17 protein-coding genes are annotated in these 16,722 nt (G+C 69.5%); 15 read left to right on the forward strand and 2 right to left on the reverse strand.

The window, feature by feature from the left end:
• The first annotated feature begins 80 nt into the window (after window positions 1-80).
• Complete coding sequence (gene gyrB / locus MKK54_RS09740; RefSeq protein ID WP_244010588.1) at window positions 81-2,528, forward strand: DNA topoisomerase (ATP-hydrolyzing) subunit B; 2,448 nt, start codon at window positions 81-83, stop codon at window positions 2,526-2,528.
• A 58-nt stretch (window positions 2,529-2,586) separates the two neighbouring features.
• On the opposite strand, the gene MKK54_RS09745 is transcribed toward gyrB, so the two are convergent.
• Together MKK54_RS09745 and MKK54_RS09750 are read right to left on the reverse strand one after the other, a co-directional pair.
• Window positions 2,587-3,501: a trypsin-like peptidase domain-containing protein gene (locus MKK54_RS09745; RefSeq protein WP_244010589.1), complete on the reverse strand. Its 915-nt coding sequence runs from the start codon at window positions 3,499-3,501 to the stop codon at window positions 2,587-2,589.
• 101 nt (window positions 3,502-3,602) lie between these two features.
• Entirely contained in the window at window positions 3,603-3,824 is a 222-nt protein-coding gene (locus MKK54_RS09750; RefSeq protein ID WP_244010590.1) for a hypothetical protein, read from the reverse strand.
• A gap of 460 nt (window positions 3,825-4,284) precedes the next feature.
• Here MKK54_RS09750 and MKK54_RS09755 point away from each other — a divergent pair, with 460 nt between their 5' ends.
• From MKK54_RS09755 to MKK54_RS09820, 14 genes are all read left to right on the forward strand, one after another.
• On the forward strand, window positions 4,285-6,165 hold the full coding sequence (locus MKK54_RS09755) for a methanol/ethanol family PQQ-dependent dehydrogenase (protein WP_244010591.1): 1,881 nt from the start codon (window positions 4,285-4,287) through the stop codon (window positions 6,163-6,165).
• 235 nt (window positions 6,166-6,400) lie between these two features.
• Window positions 6,401-7,258 carry a methanol oxidation system protein MoxJ gene (moxJ, locus tag MKK54_RS09760; RefSeq protein ID WP_244010592.1) on the forward strand — a complete coding sequence of 286 codons (858 nt, stop codon included), beginning with the start codon at window positions 6,401-6,403 and terminating at the stop codon, window positions 7,256-7,258.
• 117 nt (window positions 7,259-7,375) lie between these two features.
• Complete coding sequence (gene moxG, locus MKK54_RS09765; RefSeq protein WP_244010593.1) at window positions 7,376-7,969, forward strand: cytochrome c(L), periplasmic; 594 nt, start codon at window positions 7,376-7,378, stop codon at window positions 7,967-7,969.
• A 104-nt stretch (window positions 7,970-8,073) separates the two neighbouring features.
• Entirely contained in the window at window positions 8,074-8,364 is a 291-nt protein-coding gene (locus tag MKK54_RS09770; protein WP_244010594.1) for a methanol dehydrogenase [cytochrome c] subunit, read from the forward strand.
• A 120-nt stretch (window positions 8,365-8,484) separates the two neighbouring features.
• Window positions 8,485-9,516: an AAA family ATPase gene (locus MKK54_RS09775; protein ID WP_244010595.1), complete on the forward strand. Its 1,032-nt coding sequence runs from the start codon at window positions 8,485-8,487 to the stop codon at window positions 9,514-9,516.
• Entirely contained in the window at window positions 9,513-10,367 is an 855-nt protein-coding gene (locus MKK54_RS09780; RefSeq protein WP_244010596.1) for a DUF58 domain-containing protein, read from the forward strand. The genes MKK54_RS09775 and MKK54_RS09780 overlap by 4 nt, the downstream gene beginning before the upstream one ends.
• A 9-nt stretch (window positions 10,368-10,376) precedes the next feature.
• The gene (locus MKK54_RS09785) at window positions 10,377-11,321 is read left to right on the forward strand and encodes a nonribosomal peptide synthetase MxaA (protein WP_313898385.1); all 945 of its coding nucleotides are present in this window, start codon (window positions 10,377-10,379) and stop codon (window positions 11,319-11,321) included.
• Window positions 11,318-12,382: a vWA domain-containing protein gene (locus tag MKK54_RS09790; RefSeq protein ID WP_244010597.1), complete on the forward strand. Its 1,065-nt coding sequence runs from the start codon at window positions 11,318-11,320 to the stop codon at window positions 12,380-12,382. Before MKK54_RS09785 ends, MKK54_RS09790 begins: the two co-directional genes overlap by 4 nt.
• A complete protein-coding gene (locus MKK54_RS09795; protein WP_244010598.1) occupies window positions 12,379-13,023 on the forward strand; it encodes an MxaK protein in 645 nt (214 codons plus the stop codon). The genes MKK54_RS09790 and MKK54_RS09795 overlap by 4 nt, the downstream gene beginning before the upstream one ends.
• Window positions 13,020-14,009 carry a VWA domain-containing protein gene (locus MKK54_RS09800; RefSeq protein ID WP_244010599.1) on the forward strand — a complete coding sequence of 330 codons (990 nt, stop codon included), beginning with the start codon at window positions 13,020-13,022 and terminating at the stop codon, window positions 14,007-14,009. Before MKK54_RS09795 ends, MKK54_RS09800 begins: the two co-directional genes overlap by 4 nt.
• 3 nt (window positions 14,010-14,012) lie before the next feature.
• Window positions 14,013-14,573, forward strand: coding sequence for an SRPBCC family protein (locus MKK54_RS09805; RefSeq protein ID WP_244010600.1), 561 nt, complete (start codon window positions 14,013-14,015; stop codon window positions 14,571-14,573).
• On the forward strand, window positions 14,570-15,511 hold the full coding sequence (locus tag MKK54_RS09810; protein ID WP_244010601.1) for a YncE family protein: 942 nt from the start codon (window positions 14,570-14,572) through the stop codon (window positions 15,509-15,511). Before MKK54_RS09805 ends, MKK54_RS09810 begins: the two co-directional genes overlap by 4 nt.
• Complete coding sequence (locus tag MKK54_RS09815) at window positions 15,508-16,065, forward strand: hypothetical protein (RefSeq protein ID WP_244010602.1); 558 nt, start codon at window positions 15,508-15,510, stop codon at window positions 16,063-16,065. Before MKK54_RS09810 ends, MKK54_RS09815 begins: the two co-directional genes overlap by 4 nt.
• Window positions 16,062-16,700, forward strand: coding sequence for a response regulator (locus MKK54_RS09820; RefSeq protein ID WP_244010603.1), 639 nt, complete (start codon window positions 16,062-16,064; stop codon window positions 16,698-16,700). The genes MKK54_RS09815 and MKK54_RS09820 overlap by 4 nt, the downstream gene beginning before the upstream one ends.
• Window positions 16,701-16,722: the final 22 nt, after the last annotated feature.

Here is a 16,722-nt window from a genome sequence, read left to right on the forward strand (position 1 = left end):
GATAGAAGAAACGCAGGCGCGCGGGGGTTCGGCCTGGGCCGACGAGCCCAGCCCAAGAGCCCGCCTGCCCGAGGAAGTTCATGTCCGACAGCTCCCACAACCTCGCGGCCGATGCCTACGGCGCGGAATCCATCCGGGTCCTCAAGGGGCTCGACGCCGTGCGCAAGCGCCCCGGCATGTATATCGGCGACACCGACGACGGCTCGGGCCTGCACCACATGGTCTACGAGGTCGTGGACAACGCCATCGACGAGGCGCTCGCGGGCCACGCGGACCTCGTCGCCGTCACGCTGAACGCCGACGGCTCCGTCACGGTCTCCGATAACGGCCGCGGCATCCCCACCGACATCCACAAGGAGGAGGGGGTCTCGGCGGCCGAGGTCATCATGACCCAGCTGCACGCGGGCGGTAAGTTCGACCAGAACTCCTACAAGGTCTCGGGCGGCCTGCACGGCGTCGGCGTCTCCGTGGTCAACGCGCTCTCGCAATGGCTCCGCCTGCGCATCTGGCGCAACGGCAAGGAGCACGCGATGGAGTTCCGCCACGGCGACGCGGTCTCGCCGCTGGTGATCGTCGGCGACGGCAACGGCCGGCGCGGCACGGAGGTGTCGTTCCTGCCCTCCACCGACACCTTCACGATGATCGAGTTCGATTACGGGACGCTCGAAAAGCGCCTGCGCGAACTCGCCTTCCTGAACTCGGGCGTGCGCATCGTCCTCACCGACGCGCGCCACGCCGAGCACAAGCGCGAGGAGCTGTTCTACGAGGGCGGCATCGAGGCCTTCGTGCGCTACCTCGACCGCTCGCGCAAACCCATCGAGGGCATGCAGAAGCCCGTGATGGTGCGGGCCGAGCGCGACAACATCCGGGTCGAGGTCGCCCTGTGGTGGAACGACTCGTTCAACGAGACGGTCCTGCCCTTCACCAACAACATCCCGCAGCGCGACGGCGGCACCCACATGGCGGGGTTCCGCGCGGCGCTGACGCGCCAGATCACGGGGTATTCCGAATCGTCGGGCATCGCCAAGCGCGAGAAGATCTCGCTCACCGGCGAGGATTGCCGCGAGGGCCTCACCGCCGTCATCTCGGTGCAGGTGCCCGATCCGAAATTCTCCTCGCAGACCAAGGACAAGCTCGTCTCCTCCGAGGTGCGCCCGGCCGTGGAGAACGTGCTGAACGAGGGCCTGTCGAACTGGCTGGAGGAGAACCCGGCGCTCGCCCGCTCGGTGATGGCCAAGGTCATCATGGCGGCCTCCGCCCGCGAGGCGGCGCGCAAGGCCCGCGAGACCGTGACCCGCAAGGGCGTCCTCGACATCGCCTCGCTGCCCGGCAAGCTCGCCGATTGCCAGGAGCGCGACCCCTCGAAATGCGAGATCCTGCTGGTCGAGGGCGATTCCGCCGGCGGCTCGGCCAAGCAGGGCCGCGACCGCACCTTCCAGGCGGTGCTGCCGCTGCGGGGCAAGATCCTCAACGTCGAGCGCGTGCGCGCCGACCGGATGCTGTCCTCGGCCGAGATCGGCACGCTGATCACGGCGCTGGGTGCCGGCATCGGCCGCTCGTCCACGGACCGCGAGGGCTTCAACCCGGAGAAGCTGCGCTACCACCGCATCATCATCATGACGGATGCCGACGTCGACGGCTCGCACATCCGCACCCTGCTGCTGACCTTCTTCTTCCGGCAGATGCCGGAGGTGATCGAGCGCGGGCACCTCTACATCGCCCAGCCGCCGCTCTACAAAGCCGCCAAGGGCAAGTCGGCGATCTACCTCAAGGACGAGCGGGCGCTGGAGGATTACCTCATCGATGCGGGCGTCGACGGCGCCGTGCTGCGCCTCGCCTCCGGCACCGAATTCGGCGGCGCCCAGCTGAAATCCCTGGTCGAGGAGGCGCGCCAGTTCCGCGGGCTGATGCAGGCCCTGCACACGCGCTACGACCGCGCCGTGGTCGAGCAGGCGCTGATCGCCGGGGCCTTCCGCGTCCATGTCGACGAGAACCAGGCCGAGGCCGAGGTGCTGGCCGAGGAGGTCGCCCGGCGCATGGACCGGATCGTCGACGACATCGAGCGCGGCTGGGAGGGCTCGGTCGCGGAGGGCGGCTACGTCCTCAGCCGGACCCTGCGCGGCGTGCGCCAGGTGGCGACCCTCGACCCCTCGCTGCTGGCCTCGCAGGAGGCCCGCCGCCTCGCCGACCGGGCGGACGCCCTGCGCGAGATCTACGACCAGCCCGTGACCTACGCGCGCAAGGGCGACGAGACGACCCTGCACGGTCCGGTGGGCCTGTTCGAGGCGGTGATGGCCTTCGGCCGCAAGGGCCTGCAGCTCCAGCGCTACAAGGGCCTCGGCGAGATGACGGCCCAGCAGCTCTGGGAAACCACCCTCGACCGCGACGTGCGCTCGCTCCTGCAGGTCAAGGTGAAGGACACCGAGGAGGCTGGCGATCTCTTCGTCAAGCTGATGGGCGACGTGGTGGAGCCCCGCCGCGAATTCATCCAGGACAACGCCCTGAGCGTGGCCAACCTCGACGTCTGAGCGAAGCCCCAATCCGCCCTCCCGAAGGGAGCAGGCGGATTTGGCCCGAGGATCGCCCTCAGCGGACCGGCGGCTTTGCCGGCTCCGCGGCGACCCGCGTCCGGATCGCGTCCAGCAGGGCGCCCTCGAACATCATGGCGGAGCCGTAATGGTATTCGAGGTCGAAGATCCGGCGCGAATTCATCGACAGGGACGCGCTGTGCAGCGCGACGAGCCGGCCGCTCTCGTCGAACAGACCGGACCCCGAGCCGCCGAAGCCGTTGTTGCAATCGTGCCGGACGCGCCGGATGGCGTCCTCGCTGGGGGGATCGATCTGGCGGATCGCGCAGCGCTCGAGGCTGGTCTGGCCCGCGTAGTTCGCGTGCCCGCCCGGTGAGACCATGACGACGGGAATCGTCGCGGTGCCGGTGGGCAGGTCGGGTGAGGCCGGAATCGGCTGCGGACGCACGTTCTCGGCCGCCTCCGCCAGGTCGAGGAGCGCCCAATCGTCGGTGATGTGGAGGGACATGGCGCCCGGCGCGGTGCCGAGGCGCAGCGTCTCCGGCGCGAAGTCGTAGTTCCGGCCACCGATCTGGAAGAAGCAATCGGCGACCTCCCGCGTCCGTTCGAGGTGCCGACTGCGGAAGTTGTGGGCGTTGAGCACCACGAGGCGTTGGTTTCCGATCAGCCAGGCGGCGGCCGCCTTGCGGGGGATGCCGTCCGCCCTGCAGAAGAGCACGCCCGCGCCCGGATAGCGCTCGTAATCCGCGCCCGAGAGTTCCCGGCGCTCGTCCTTGGGATAGAGCGCCGCCAGGCGCTGGTCGCCCCCCGCCTCGACACGGGCGGAATGCAGGGCGGTGACCGCCAGTGCGATGCACAGGAGAGCCGCCAAGACGAGGATCAAGGCCAGGGCCAAGCCCAGGCCGAGCCGGCTCGGCACGCCGACGCGCGCGATCACGGGGTTCGAGTGTCTCCAGTACGGGAATCCCGGCATCCGTCTCCGCCCCTCCCGCCCCGGGCGCCCTGCGGCGCTCCCGTCGTTCCCGGTTGTCCGGATGGCTCTGCCATCCGGTGACGCGCCGCGGCACCGGCGCGCTACTCGTCCGCCTTCTGATGGACCGAGACGCAGATCTTCACAGCCTGCTCGAGCTTGATGTCGCCCGGGTTGCCAATATTGGCGGTCTCTTCGATGCACCGAATGAAATAATTCATGTCGAGCTCCGGAGACAGGCTCGAGAATGCCTTGCCCATCCGCGTGGCGAAATCGACCTTCTCGTCGAGGGAAGCGCGCGGCCAGCGGGCGACCGGGTCGTCCATGGAAAGCTTTGCCGCCTGAGCGGTCGAGACAAGGCCGAGAGACAAACATAAGACAAAACTAAGATATCGCGTCATGACAGGTCTTGAACCACTCGATGCGTGAAAGTCCTTGGTGGCCCACATTCGTTCCGCATCTGTCACGCTGTCAATTCGATCTTTCACACCGGAGCGAAAGGGCAATTGCGCCTCTCGTTTATTCTCAATCCGACCGCATCGATTGCCGATTGCTCCCAATAAAAAAGTGCCAACTGACCGCAGACACCGCTTCTGACAAATGCTTTTATGAATAGCCAGCGGATCAGTAATAAAAACTTCATAAGAGCAATTTTGCTCAAGATACTCTTATGAATACCAGATCGCCTGATGTTCAATACAGGCATCTGCGCTGTTCCGGTGAAATCAAAGGCTGTGACGGACCGATCGGTCAACGTGCGCGGCATTCAGGGTAGGAGACGTTCAGATGAACAGGTTTCTGGCTTCGGTCTCGGTGCTGGCGATCGGTGCTCTCGCGCCGATTGGCCTGACAAGCATCGCTTCCGCGAACGACAAGCTCATCGAGATGGCGAAGGACGACGCCAACTGGGTGATGCCCGGAAAGAATTACGACTCGGACAATTACAGCCCGCTCAAGCAGATCAACACGAGCAACGTGAAGGACCTGAAGGTCTCCTGGACGTTCTCGACCGGCCTGCTCAACGGGCACGAGGGCGCTCCGGTCGTCGTGAACAACAAGATGTACATTCACACGTCCTTCCCCAACAACACCTTCGCCCTCGGCCTCGACGACCCGGGCAAGATCCTGTGGCAGGACAAGCCGAAGCAGAACCCGGCCGCCCGCGCCGTGGCCTGCTGCGATCTCGTGAACCGCGGCCTCGCCTACTGGCCGGGCGACGGCAAGACGCCGGCCCTGATCCTCAAAACGCTCCTCGACGGCAACGTCATGGCGCTGAACGCCGAGACCGGCGAGACCGTCTGGAAGGTCGAGAATTCCGACATCAAGGTCGGCTCGACGCTGACGATCGCGCCCTACGTGGTCAAGGACAAGGTCATCATCGGCTCGTCCGGCGCCGAGCTCGGCGTGCGCGGCTACCTCACCGCCTACGACGTGAAGACCGGTGCCCAGGTCTGGCGCGCCTACGCGACCGGTCCGGACAAGGACCTGCTGCTGGCCGACGACTTCAACATCAAGAACGCGCATTACGGCCAGAAGGGCCTCGGCACCTCCACCTGGGAGGGCGATGCCTGGAAGATCGGCGGCGGCACGAACTGGGGCTGGTACGCCTATGACCCGGGCACCAACCTGATCTACTTCGGCACCGGCAACCCGGCGCCGTGGAACGAGACCATGCGCCCCGGCGACAACAAGTGGACGATGACGATCTTCGGCCGCGACGCAGATACAGGTGAGGCCAAGTTCGGCTACCAGAAGACCCCGCACGACGAGTGGGACTACGCGGGCGTCAACGTGATGATGCTCTCGAACCAGAAGGACAAGGACGGCAAGGACCGCAAGCTCCTGACCCATCCGGACCGCAACGGCATCGTCTACACGCTGGACCGCACCGACGGATCGCTGGTCTCGGCCAACAAGATCGACGACACCGTCAACGTCTTCAAGTCGGTGGATCTGAAGACCGGCCAGCCGGTGCGCGATCCGGAATACGGCACCCGGATGGACCATCTCGGCAAGGACATCTGTCCCTCCGCGATGGGCTATCACAACCAGGGCCACGACTCCTATGATCCGGAGCGCAAGGCGTTCTTCATGGGCATCAACCACATCTGCATGGATTGGGAGCCCTTCATGCTGCCCTACCGCGCGGGTCAGTTCTTCGTCGGTGCGACGCTGAACATGTATCCGGGCCCGAAGGGTGACCGTCAGAACTACGAAGGCCTCGGCCAGATCAAGAGCTACAACGCCATCACCGGCGCGTTCCAGTGGGAGAAGATGGAGCGCTTCGCGGTCTGGGGCGGCACGACGGCCACCGCCGGCGGTCTGGTGTTCTACGGAACCCTCGACGGCTACATCAAGGCGCGCAACTCGGACAACGGAGACCTTCTCTGGAAGTTCAAGATGCCGTCCGGCGCGATCGGCTACCCGATCACCTACACCCACAAGGGTGACCAGTACGTCGCCATCTACTACGGCGTCGGCGGCTGGCCGGGTGTCGGCCTCGTGTTCGACCTTCAGGATCCGACCGCGGGCCTCGGCGCCGTGGGCGCGTTCAAGAAGCTCGCGAACTACACCCAGATGGGTGGCGGCGTGATGGTGTTCTCGCTCAACGGCAAGGGCCCCTACGACGATCCGAACGTCGGCGAGTACCAGACGGCGGCGAAGTGAGCGCCGGCCCGTCGAGTCCCCTCGGCACATAGACCGTAAGCGCGTCCCTCTCCCCCTCGTGGGGAGAGGCCAGGAGTGTGGGTGGCTCCGCTGGCCTTCGCGGGCCGAGAGTCACCCACACTCCCACCTCCACCTCCTCCCCAGCGGATCTCGGGACGGCCCGAGATCCGCTGGGGAGGAGAGCCGCGCCCAAGTCACGAAAAAACCGACCATCAAGAAGAACGGAAACGCTCCCATGTCCTTCGCCAAAGGATTCCTGTGCGCCGCCGCCGTCCTTGCCCTCGGCGGTACCGCGCTCGCGCAGGCCGCCCCGGCGGCCGACACCAAATCCGCCTCCGACGACAAGACCCTGCGCGTCTGCGCCGCCAACCAGCCGCCGCTCTCGATGAAGGACGGCAGCGGCCTCGAGAACCGCATCGTCTCCGCCGTCGCGGAAGCCATGGGCCGCACGGCGCAGTTCGTCTGGTCGGACAAGCCGGCGATCTACCTGGTGCGCGACAGCCTCGACAAGAAGCTCTGCGACGTCGTCGTCGGCCTCGACAGCGACGACCAGCGCGTCCTCACCACGAAACCCTATTATCGCAGCGGATACGTGTTCATCACGCGCGCCGACCGCGACCTCGACGTGAAATCCTGGACCGACCCGCGCCTCAAGACCGTCGATCACATGGTGGTCGGTTTCGGCACGCCCGGCGAGGCCATGCTGAAGGATATCGGCCGCTACGAAGAGGACATGGCCTACCTCTACTCGCTGGTGAACTTCCGGGCCGCGCGCAACACCTACACCCAGATCGATCCGGCGCGGATGGTCAATGAGGTCGTCGCCGGCAAGGCCGACGTGGCGGTGGCCTTCGGTCCCGACGTGGCGCGCTACGTCAAGGATTCCTCCGAGCCCCTGCGGATGAACCTGGTCCCGGACGACACCACCCGCAGCGACGGCCGCAAGATGCCGCAGAGCTTCGATCAGTCCATGGGCGTGCGGCGCGGCGACGAGGCCCTGAAGACGGCCCTCGACGCGGCGATCCTGAAGGCGAAGCCGAAGATCGAGGCGATCCTGAAGCAGGACGGCGTGCCCGTCGTCGCCACCAACTGACGCGGCGATCCCGCGCCGCGCCTGAACCCGTCCCGAATCTCATCGCCGGCGCTCGCAGCGGAGCCCGGCCCAGCCGAGCCCGGTCGCCCAGCCGCCCGGCGCCATCAGGTCCAATACATGCGTGATTCCCACGGCATCCTGGCCGTCTGCTTCAGCCTCGCGGCCGTTCTCGGCGGCGTCGCGGCCCTGGCGCAGCCCGCCGCAGGCCCTCAGACCGGCATCGTCTTCCGCAACACCGTCACCGGAGAGCAGCTCAACATCGCGGAAGGCAAGGAAGGCGGCCGCGACACCCCCGCGGTCAAGCAGTTCTTCCAGACCGGCAAGAACGCCTACATCGACGACAAGTCCTGCCTGCGCAACGGCGAGTCCCTCTTCGCCACCTCGTGCTCCGGCTGCCACGGCCATCTCGCCGAGGGCAAGCTCGGGCCGGGCCTCAACGACAATTACTGGACCTACCCCGCCAACACGGAGGATGCGGGCCTGTTCTCCACGATCTTCGGCGGCGCCAACGGGATGATGGGCCCCCACAACGAGAACCTCACGCCCGACGAGATGCTCCAGGTCATCGCCTGGATCCGGCATCTGTATACGGGTCCCGTCAAGGATGCCGTCTGGCTCAACGACGAGCAGAAGAAGAATTACACGCCCTACAAGCAGGGCGAGACCTTCCCCAAGGACGTGAAGGGCCAGTGCCCCCCGCTGGCCGACTGACGTCCGAGGAAGTCACGGCGCGCCGTGGATCGCGCCACGGCGCCGATCCGTGAACAACGCAACGGCGCGAGACGCCGCAACAACGATCAACGGAGGAGACGACCATGCGGACATTCATCACGGCCCTGGCGATCGGTGCGGGCGCGCTGCTCGCGCTTCCCGCGCTCGCCTATGACGGCACCAAGTGCAAGGCGGCCGGCAATTGCTGGGAGCCGAAGCCCGGCTTCCCCGACAAGATCGCCGGCACGAAGTACGATCCGAAGCACGACCCGAAGGAGCTGAACAAGCAGTCCGAGTCGATCAAGGCGATGGAAGAGCGCAACAAGAAGCGCATCGAGGCCGCCAAGAAGTCCGGCAAGTTCGAGTACGACGTCACCAAGCTGTCCTCGAACTGAACCCGCCGTTCCTCGGCTGACATCTCCGGCCGCCCGTCCCCGCGTCGGGCGGCCCTCGAGACGGTCGCGATCCGGGCGCAGCGCCCGAGGCCGCGGCCGTCCTTCCGCAAGGCAGACATCATGAACCAGTTCCGCTCCGGGGATGCGATGCTCACCGACTGGCGCGAGGCGGCCGGCCGTTTCGAGCGCGCCGTGGCGGGAGCCGTGCTCGGACAGGATCAGGCGATCCGTCTTCTCACCATCGCGCTCTTCGCGCGCGGCCACGTGCTGCTCGAAGGCGATGTCGGCGTCGGCAAGACGACGCTGCTGCGCGCCGTGGCGCGCGCGCTCGGCGGCGCCTACGAACGCGTCGAGGGGACGGTGGACATGATGCCCACGGACCTCGTCTACCACACCTACCTCGCCGATGACGGCCGCCCGCGCGTCGAGCCCGGCCCGGTGCTGCGGCAATCCGAGGACCTGTCGATCTTCTTCTTCAACGAGATCAACCGGGCCCGGCCGCAGGTGCATGCGCTGCTGCTGCGCCTCATGGCGGAGCGCACGCTCACCGCCTTCAACCGCGAGTACCGCTTTCCCAACCTCCAGGTCTTCGCCGACCGCAACCGCGTCGAGCGGGAGGAGACGTTCGAGCTGCCGGCGGCGGCCCGCGACCGCTTCCTGATGGAAATCGGGCTGGAGGCGCCCCGCGACCCCGAGGCCCGACGCGCCCTGATCTTCGACCCGCGCTTTCACGACACCGACGCGCTCATCGCGGGCATCGACGGCGGCGTCCTCGATCACGCCGCCATGGCGGGCATCGGCGCGGCGATCCAGCACGGCGTCCAGGCGAGCCCCGCGATCCAAGCCTACGTGATCGGGCTCTGGGAGGCGCTGGTCCGGCCGGCGCAGGCCGGCATCCGCCTGCCCGGCATCGACATGGAATCCCTGGTCCAGGGTGGGGCCTCGCCGCGTGGCGTCGCCTTCCTGGTCCGCGCCGCCCGCGTCCGCGCCTGGCTGGAGGGGCGCGACTGGATGGTGCCCGAGGACATCCGCGCGATCTTCCCGCAGGTCATGGCGCACCGGGTCTTCCTGGAGCCGATCTACGAGATGCGCCGCGCCGCGATCATGCCCGAACTCTGCCGGGCGGTGTTCGAGACCGTGCCGGCGCCATGACGGACGCCGCGCAACCCGACATCGTCTACCGCCCGCGCGGGCGTCTGCCCGGCACCCGCCTCGGCGCCCATCGCGGCCGCGATGCCGGCGGCCTCGGCACCTTCCGCGACCAGGTGCCGTTCCTGCGCATGCCGGATGCCCGGCGCATCGACGTGCGCGCCACCCTGCGCGATCCGTTCGAGGGCACCTTCGTGCGACGCTTCGAGGCGCGCACCCTGGTGGAGGTCTGGGCGCTCTTCGATCTCACCGCCTCCATGCGCTTCTCCGGTGAGGCCGACCGCATCGGATTGGCATCCGAACTCTGCGTCGCGCTCGCCGCCTCGGCGACCCGCATCGGCGACGCGTTCGGTCTCATCGGCTGCGACGAGACCGTGCGGGAGGAGGCGTTTCTCCCCGCGAGCCGGGCGCGCGGCCGCGCATCGGACGTCGCCCGGCGCCTCGCGGCCACGCCCTGCACCGGCAGACGCGCCGACGGCATGGTGCAGGCGGCCCGCCGCCTCGTCGGACCTCCCAAGATGGTGTTCCTGATCTCGGATTTCCGCTGGCCGGAAGCGCTGATCACCCGGGTCTTCTCGAGCCTGAGCCGGCACGATCTGGTGCCGGTGGTGCTCGGCGACGCGGCCGAGGCCGAAGGCCTGCCGGAATGGGGCCTGCTCGAACTCGACGATCTCGAGGGCGCCGGGCGTCGCGTGGTGTTCATGCGCCCGGCTCTCCGCCGGCGCTGGATCGCCCGTGAGACCGAGCGCGCCGAAACCCTGCGGCGCATCGCGACGGCGCATGGCCGCCCGCCCTTCCGCCTGGCCGGCCGCTTCGATCCCGATGCGGTCAGCCGCCACCTCCTCGGTTCGTGAAGCGGTCCCGTGCGCATTCCTCCCGCAATCCGTCTGGGCCTGCTCCTCGCCCTTCTCGCCCAGTCCGCCGTGGCGCAGGTGCGGTCGGTGGAAGTCCGCACGCCGCGCCCCTTCGGCTACTTCCTCGGCGACCTCGTTCGGGCTCAGGTCGACATCGTGGTGGAGCCGGGCTTCACGCTGCAACCCGCATCCCTGCCGCAGCCGGGCGCGCTCGCCTATTGGCTCGACCTGAGGGATCTCGGCGTGTCCCAGACCCGGGCCGGCGACGCGCAGCGCGTGCGCCTCTCGCTGACCTACCAGAGCTTCTACGCCGCCCTCGATGCGCGCGCGCTGGAGATTCCGGGGTTCACCGTCACCTTCGTGAGCGAGAGCGATCACGGCGCCACCACCGCCAAGGCCGAGGTGCCGGCCTGGTCGTTCAACGTCTCGCCCTTACGCGAGATACAGCCCCCCGCGCGGGACGATCCGCGCGACTACATGCGCCCCGACGGGCAGGTCGGCCCCGGCGACCCGCGCCCCCTGCTCATGGGCGCCGCCGGTTCGGCCGCCCTCGCGCTCCTGGCCTTCGCGGGCCTCGCCCGGGACCGGACCTGGTGGCCGTTCCGCACCCGGCGCGGGCGCCCCTTCGGCGTCGCGGCGCGGCGCATCCAGGGACTCGCCCGCCGGTCCAGCCCGGAGGCCGGCGACCGCGAGGCCAATTACCGCGACGCCCTGCTGGCGCTTCACCTTGCCCTCGACGCGGGCGCCGGACGCCGGCTCCTGGCCGACGACCTCGGCGATTTCATCGAGGCCCACCCGGCCTACCGGGCGGATCGGCCGGGGCTCGCGCGGTTCTACGAGGCCTCCCGCCGGACCTTCTTCGGACCGGGGCCGGAGGCGGGCCGCGGCGTGCTCCCGCTCCAGGATCTCGCCGATCTCGCCCGTCGCCTCGCGCGAGCCGAGCGCGCCGCATGAACGACGCCCTCGCACGCTTCTGCGTCGACCATCCTGGCCTGCTCTGGCTGCTGCCGCTCGCGCTGCTGCCGCTGCTGGTCTCCGCCCAGCGCTCGACGCCGGTGGCGGCCATCGCGGCCGGCCCGGCCGACGGCCTGTCGCGGGCGATCGGCCGGGTCGTGCGCGCCGGGGGAATCCTGAGCTTCGCCGGCCTGATCCTCGCCCTGTCGGGCCCCTACCGGCAGGGCGAGACCATCATCCGGACCGGGATCGGCGCGCAGGTCTCGATCCTGATCGACCGTTCGGGCAGCATGAACGAGACCTTCGCGGGGCGGCAGCCCTCCGGGGCCGAGGAGTCTAAGGCCGCGGCCTCCCGCCGGCTGCTCGCCGCCTTCGTGGGCAGCCGGGCGCACGACCAGTTCGCCGTCACGGCCTTCTCCACCGCGCCGATGCTGGTGGTGCCGATGACCGACCGGCACGACGCGGTCCGGGCCGCCATCGCGGCCATAGACCGGCCGGGGCTCGACTACACCAACATCGCGCGCGGCCTCGCCATGGGCCTGTCGCAGTTCGGTCCGGCGAGCCCCGCCACCTCCCGCGCCCTTCTGCTGGTCTCCGACGGGGCGGCCGTGATCGACCCGCGCGCGCAGGACGCCCTGCGCGCGGCCTTCACCCGCCTGCGGCCGAACCTGTACTGGCTCTTCCTGCGCACCAAGGGCTCGCCCTCGATCTCGGACCGGCCGGCGGGCGAGGACACGCCGCAGGCCGCGCCCGAGCGCCATCTCGACCTGTTCTTCAGGAGCCTCCGGATTCCCTATCGCGCCTTCGAGGCCGAGGGCGCCGAGGCGGTCGCCGAGGCCATCGCGCAGATCGAGCGCCTCGAACGCGACCCGATCCCCTACACCGAGCAGCGGCCGCGCCGGGACCTCACGGGCCTCGCCTACGGCCTGAGCCTGATCGGACTTCTGATCCTCGTCGCGGCCAAGCTCGGCGAAGCCGACCTGCGCCGCGTTAGAGCCGCCTCCGGGCCCACGGCGAAACCCCGGGCCTCCGCGCCCGAACCGACGAGACTCGCCGCATGACGACGATCGCCACCGTCCCGGTGCGAACCCCCGTGCCTCCGCGCGCGGCGCGCGCCTGGACCGCGCGCGCCGACCTGCGCGGGCGATGGGCGCGCGCCCGCCCGCTCCTCATCGCCACCCTGCCGGTCCTGCTGCTGGCCGTGACGGTGGCTTGTGCCTACGGCGCCTGGCGGATCACGCGCGACAACACCGCGATCCAGGCCCTCGCCGCCGGTCGGGACATCGCGGTCCTGGCCGAGGCCGCGCCATCCCTCGTGCTCGCCCGCGTCCAGTTCCTGGCCCGGCGCGGCGCCGTCGAGGCGATCGAGCCGCTGATCGAGGCCCTCGATCGGCGCGGCGAGACGGACCGGGCCGCCCGCGCCCGCTTCGCTCTCGGCAACGCGCACCTGCGTCAGGCCTTCGACCACCTGGAGCGCGGCGATCTCGATCCCGCCGGCCCCCGCATCACCCTCGCGCGCCAGGAATATCGGCGGGCCCTCCAGGGCCGTCCGGAATTCTGGGACGCGAAGTTCAACCTCGACGTCGCCTCGCGCCTGCTGCGCGACTTTCCCGATTTCGACCGCAAGTCCGGCGATGCCCTGGCGGCCGAGCCGAAGAAGATCTGGACCGACATTCCCGGCCAGCCCAGGGGCGAGCCGTGACGGCGGCGAGCCTCGTCGCGCGCAACCTGCGGGACTGGCGCCTGCGCCTCCTGGCCGGCGCCCTCGGGCTGGTGGCGCTCACCTTCTTCGTGCGCCCGCTCGCGCTCACGCGGGACGGCGTCGCGGTCCTGGCGATCGTGGACATCACCGGCAGCATGAACGTGCGCGATTACGCCGGCACCGACGGGCAGCCGGCGAGCCGGCTCGAAACCGCGAAGGCCGCGTTGCGCGACCTCGTCGCCGGCCTGCCCTGCGGCTCGCGGTTCGCGCTCGGCCTCTTCACCGAACGCCGGCCCTTCCTGCTGTTCGCACCGATCGAGACCTGCGGGGGGTTCGCGCCGATCGAGGGGGCGCTGGAGGCGATCGACTGGCGCATGGCCTGGGAGGGCGACAGCCGGATCTCCGCCGGCCTGTTCCGCAGCATCGATCTCGCGGCCGAACTCGGCACCGACCTCGTCTTCATCACCGATGGTCAGGAGGCGCCGCCCCTGCCGAGCAGCGGCGGTCCGGCCTTCGAGGGCAAGCCCGGGGCCGTGCGGGGCCTCATCGTGGGCGCGGGCGCGCCCGGCCTGTCGCCGATCCCGCGCTACAACGACCGGGGCCGCGAGACCGGATTCTACGGCGCCGGCGACGTGCAGCAGGAGAACCGCTTCGGCCCGCCGCCGTCCGATGCCGAGAGCCGCGAGGGCTACAACCCGCGCAACGCTCCCTTCGGCGCGGCGGCCGCCACCGGCACCGAACACCTGTCCTCCGTGCGCGAGCCCTACCTGCGCAAGCTCGGCCGCGAGACCGGTCTCACCTACGCGCATCTCGACGGCCCCGGCGGCCTCGCCGCGGCCCTCAAGACGGCCGCGACGCCGCGTCCCGTCCCGGGGCGCCTCGACCCGCGCCCCTTCCTCGGGGGGGCGGCGCTGGTGCTGCTGCTCGCGGCCTTCCTCTCACCACACCTGCGCGCGCGCGGGTTCCCGACCTGGAAAAAGGCCTGATTGATGCGTCTTGTGACCTCGGCTCTCGTCCTGTCCCTCTTCGCCACCGTGGCGCTCGCTCACGGACCGACCCCGCAGAAGGTCGACCAGAGCATCGTCATCGCGGCCAAGCCCGACGCGGTCTGGAAGGTGGTCGGTGACTTCGCCGGCATCGGCGGATGGCATCCCGACGTGGCCGGGAGCCAGGGCAGCGGGGGGAACGAGTCCGGCGGACGGCGCCAGGTCACGCTCAAGTCCGGCGGCACCCTCGACGAGGGGCTCGACGAGATGAACGCCTCCGGGCGGACCTACTCCTACCGCCTGTCCGAGCCCGACCTGAAGGCCCTGCCGGTCTCGTCCTACTCGGCGACCCTCTCTGTGACGCCGGACGGCGACGGCAGCCGGGTGGAATGGGTCGGCCGCTTCTACCGGGGCGATACCGGCAACGAGCCCCCGGAGGAGTTGAGCGACGAGGCGGGCCGCACCGCCATGAACCGCTACTTCGCCGACGGCCTCAAGGGCCTGAAGGCCAAGGTGGAGGGGAAGCCCGAGGGGAAGGCCGCCCCCGCATCGGGCGCACGATGATCGGACGGTTCGTCCTCGCCGGCCTGCTCCTCGGGCTCATGCCCCGCGCCGCCGGGGCGGAGAACGTCTACGTGGCGAGCCAGGGCGCCGGGACCCTGGTCGCCCTCGCGCCCGGATCGGCCGTGAGCGGCACACCGTTGCGCGTCGCCGACGGCCCCGCCCAGGTCGCGGCCGGCCCCGGTCGACGCCTCTATCTCACCCATCCCGACACCCATCGGGTGACGGTGGTCGATGAGAGCGGCGGATCGGTGCTGCGGACGTATTCCGTGCCGGGCCAGCCCTTCGGCATCGCGGTCTCGGCGGACGGCACGCACCTCTTTGTCGGGGACTGGAGCGGCGACCGGGTGATGCGCCTCTCCGCCGAGACCGGCGCGCTGGAGGAGACGGTGGCGGTCGGGAAGGAGCCGGCCGCCCTCGTCCTCGACCGGCGGGGGAGGCTCTACGTGGCGGACCGCGAGAGCCGGCAGGTCAGCGTGATCGACACGGCGACCATGGCGCGGGTCGCCGTGGTTCCGGTGGGGGCGGCGCCCTTCGCCCTCGGGCTGAACCCGGCCGAGGACCGGCTCTACGTCGCCAACGTGCGCAGCGGCGACGTCAGCGTCATCGATACGGCCACCCGCAAGGCGGTCGCGACCTTCGCGGTCGGCGGCATGCCCTACGGCGTCGCCGTGAGCCCGGATGGAGGCCGGGTCCTTGTCACCAACCAGCAGGCCGGGACCCTGGTCGTCCTCGACGCGCGCGACGGGACGACGCGCGCCACCGTGCCGGTCGGCCGATACCCCGAGGGGGTCGCCGTCGCCGGAGCCCAGGCCTACGTGGCCAACTGGTTCTCCGATTCCGTCTCCGTCGTCGACCTGACGAGCCTGCGTGAGACGGCCCGCATCGCGGTGCCGGACGGCCCGCGCAGCCTCGCGGTGCCCCAGGGGGAGGGCCGATGAGGAGCCCCGCTCGGTCGAGCCGCGTCCGGCTCGCGCTCGTTTCACCGCCGCTTCTGGGGCTTGTCCTGTGTCTTGTCCTGGGCCTTGCCGCCTGCGACGGCGGCGAACCCGCGCAGGACTCGGCCGTCGTCGCCACGAAGTCGGACGCGGAGGTGCCGGCCTGGCTCTCGCCCACCGATGGGATGGAGCCGGCGCTGTGGCTCGCCCGGCGGGAGCCCGGCCAGTCCGGCGCGACCGCCGCCGCGCGGAGCGATCACCTGCGCCACAGCCTCGCGCGGGCGAAGGAGACCTTCATCGAAGATCCCCGCATGATCGCCAACCGGACGGTGCAGCTCGGCCAGATGCTGGCCGAAGCCGGCAAGCCCGAATCCTACGACGACCTCCTCGACGGCCTGGAGGAAGCCGCCGCCACGACCCGGCGCAAGCAGCTCTACGGCGAATTGTGCCAGCACTACTACAACACCCGCCAGCAGGGATTGGACCGGACCCAGACCCTTCTGCGCCTGACAGAGCGCTATGCAGCGCAGCCGGCCCAGCCGGGAAAGACCCCATGACGTTGCCCGCGACGAGCATTCTCATCGTGGACGATCATCCGGTGATCCTGAGCGGCTTCCGGACCCTCATGGAGGATGCCGGCATGGAGACGATCCACGAGGCGACGACCATCGTCGACGCCTACCGGTCCTTCTACCGGCAACGTCCGGGAATGGTCATCGCCGACCTCGCCTTCGGCGACCAGGGCGTTTCGGGGCTGTCCCTGATCCGGCGCATCCGCAACCTCGAGCGCAGGACCCGGATCCTCGCCTTCAGCATGCACGACGATCCGGCGATCGTCGCGCGCGCCCTGGAGAGCGGGGCGACCGGCTATGTCCTCAAGGATGCGCCGGCCACGGAATTCCTCCGGGCCTTCGACCATGTCCGGAGCGGCCGGAGCTACCTCGATCACGACGTCGCCCTGCGCGTGGCCATGCTCAACGCCAGCGCTCAGCGCTCGCCCCTCTCGACCCTCTCGGAGCGCGAGCTGCAGGTTCTGCTGCTGATCCGGGAAGGGAACTCCTACCACATCATCGCGGAAAAACTGTCGATGAAGTACAAGACCGTCGTGAACATCATTTCCACGATCAAGCAGAAATCCGGCGCGCACAGCTTCGCGGAATTGATCAACTTCTCGATGGCGATCGAGATCTGATCCGAGACCTTGCCGCGTCGTG

It is taken from the genome of Methylobacterium sp. J-068 (assembly GCF_022829445.1).
In the GTDB taxonomy this organism is placed as follows: domain Bacteria; phylum Pseudomonadota; class Alphaproteobacteria; order Rhizobiales; family Beijerinckiaceae; genus Methylobacterium.

Coding starts and splice junctions, on each gene's coding strand:
- gyrB (WP_244010588.1), top strand. CDS start 81: ATGTCCGACAGCTCCCACAACCTCGCGGCCGATGCCTACGGCGCGGAA.
- MKK54_RS09745 (WP_244010589.1), bottom strand. CDS start 3,501: ATGCCGGGATTCCCGTACTGGAGACACTCGAACCCCGTGATCGCGCGC.
- MKK54_RS09750 (WP_244010590.1), bottom strand. CDS start 3,824: ATGGACGACCCGGTCGCCCGCTGGCCGCGCGCTTCCCTCGACGAGAAG.
- MKK54_RS09755 (WP_244010591.1), top strand. CDS start 4,285: ATGAACAGGTTTCTGGCTTCGGTCTCGGTGCTGGCGATCGGTGCTCTC.
- moxJ (WP_244010592.1), top strand. CDS start 6,401: ATGTCCTTCGCCAAAGGATTCCTGTGCGCCGCCGCCGTCCTTGCCCTC.
- moxG (WP_244010593.1), top strand. CDS start 7,376: ATGCGTGATTCCCACGGCATCCTGGCCGTCTGCTTCAGCCTCGCGGCC.
- MKK54_RS09770 (WP_244010594.1), top strand. CDS start 8,074: ATGCGGACATTCATCACGGCCCTGGCGATCGGTGCGGGCGCGCTGCTC.
- MKK54_RS09775 (WP_244010595.1), top strand. CDS start 8,485: ATGAACCAGTTCCGCTCCGGGGATGCGATGCTCACCGACTGGCGCGAG.
- MKK54_RS09780 (WP_244010596.1), top strand. CDS start 9,513: ATGACGGACGCCGCGCAACCCGACATCGTCTACCGCCCGCGCGGGCGT.
- MKK54_RS09790 (WP_244010597.1), top strand. CDS start 11,318: ATGAACGACGCCCTCGCACGCTTCTGCGTCGACCATCCTGGCCTGCTC.
- MKK54_RS09795 (WP_244010598.1), top strand. CDS start 12,379: ATGACGACGATCGCCACCGTCCCGGTGCGAACCCCCGTGCCTCCGCGC.
- MKK54_RS09805 (WP_244010600.1), top strand. CDS start 14,013: ATGCGTCTTGTGACCTCGGCTCTCGTCCTGTCCCTCTTCGCCACCGTG.
- MKK54_RS09810 (WP_244010601.1), top strand. CDS start 14,570: ATGATCGGACGGTTCGTCCTCGCCGGCCTGCTCCTCGGGCTCATGCCC.
- MKK54_RS09815 (WP_244010602.1), top strand. CDS start 15,508: ATGAGGAGCCCCGCTCGGTCGAGCCGCGTCCGGCTCGCGCTCGTTTCA.
- MKK54_RS09820 (WP_244010603.1), top strand. CDS start 16,062: ATGACGTTGCCCGCGACGAGCATTCTCATCGTGGACGATCATCCGGTG.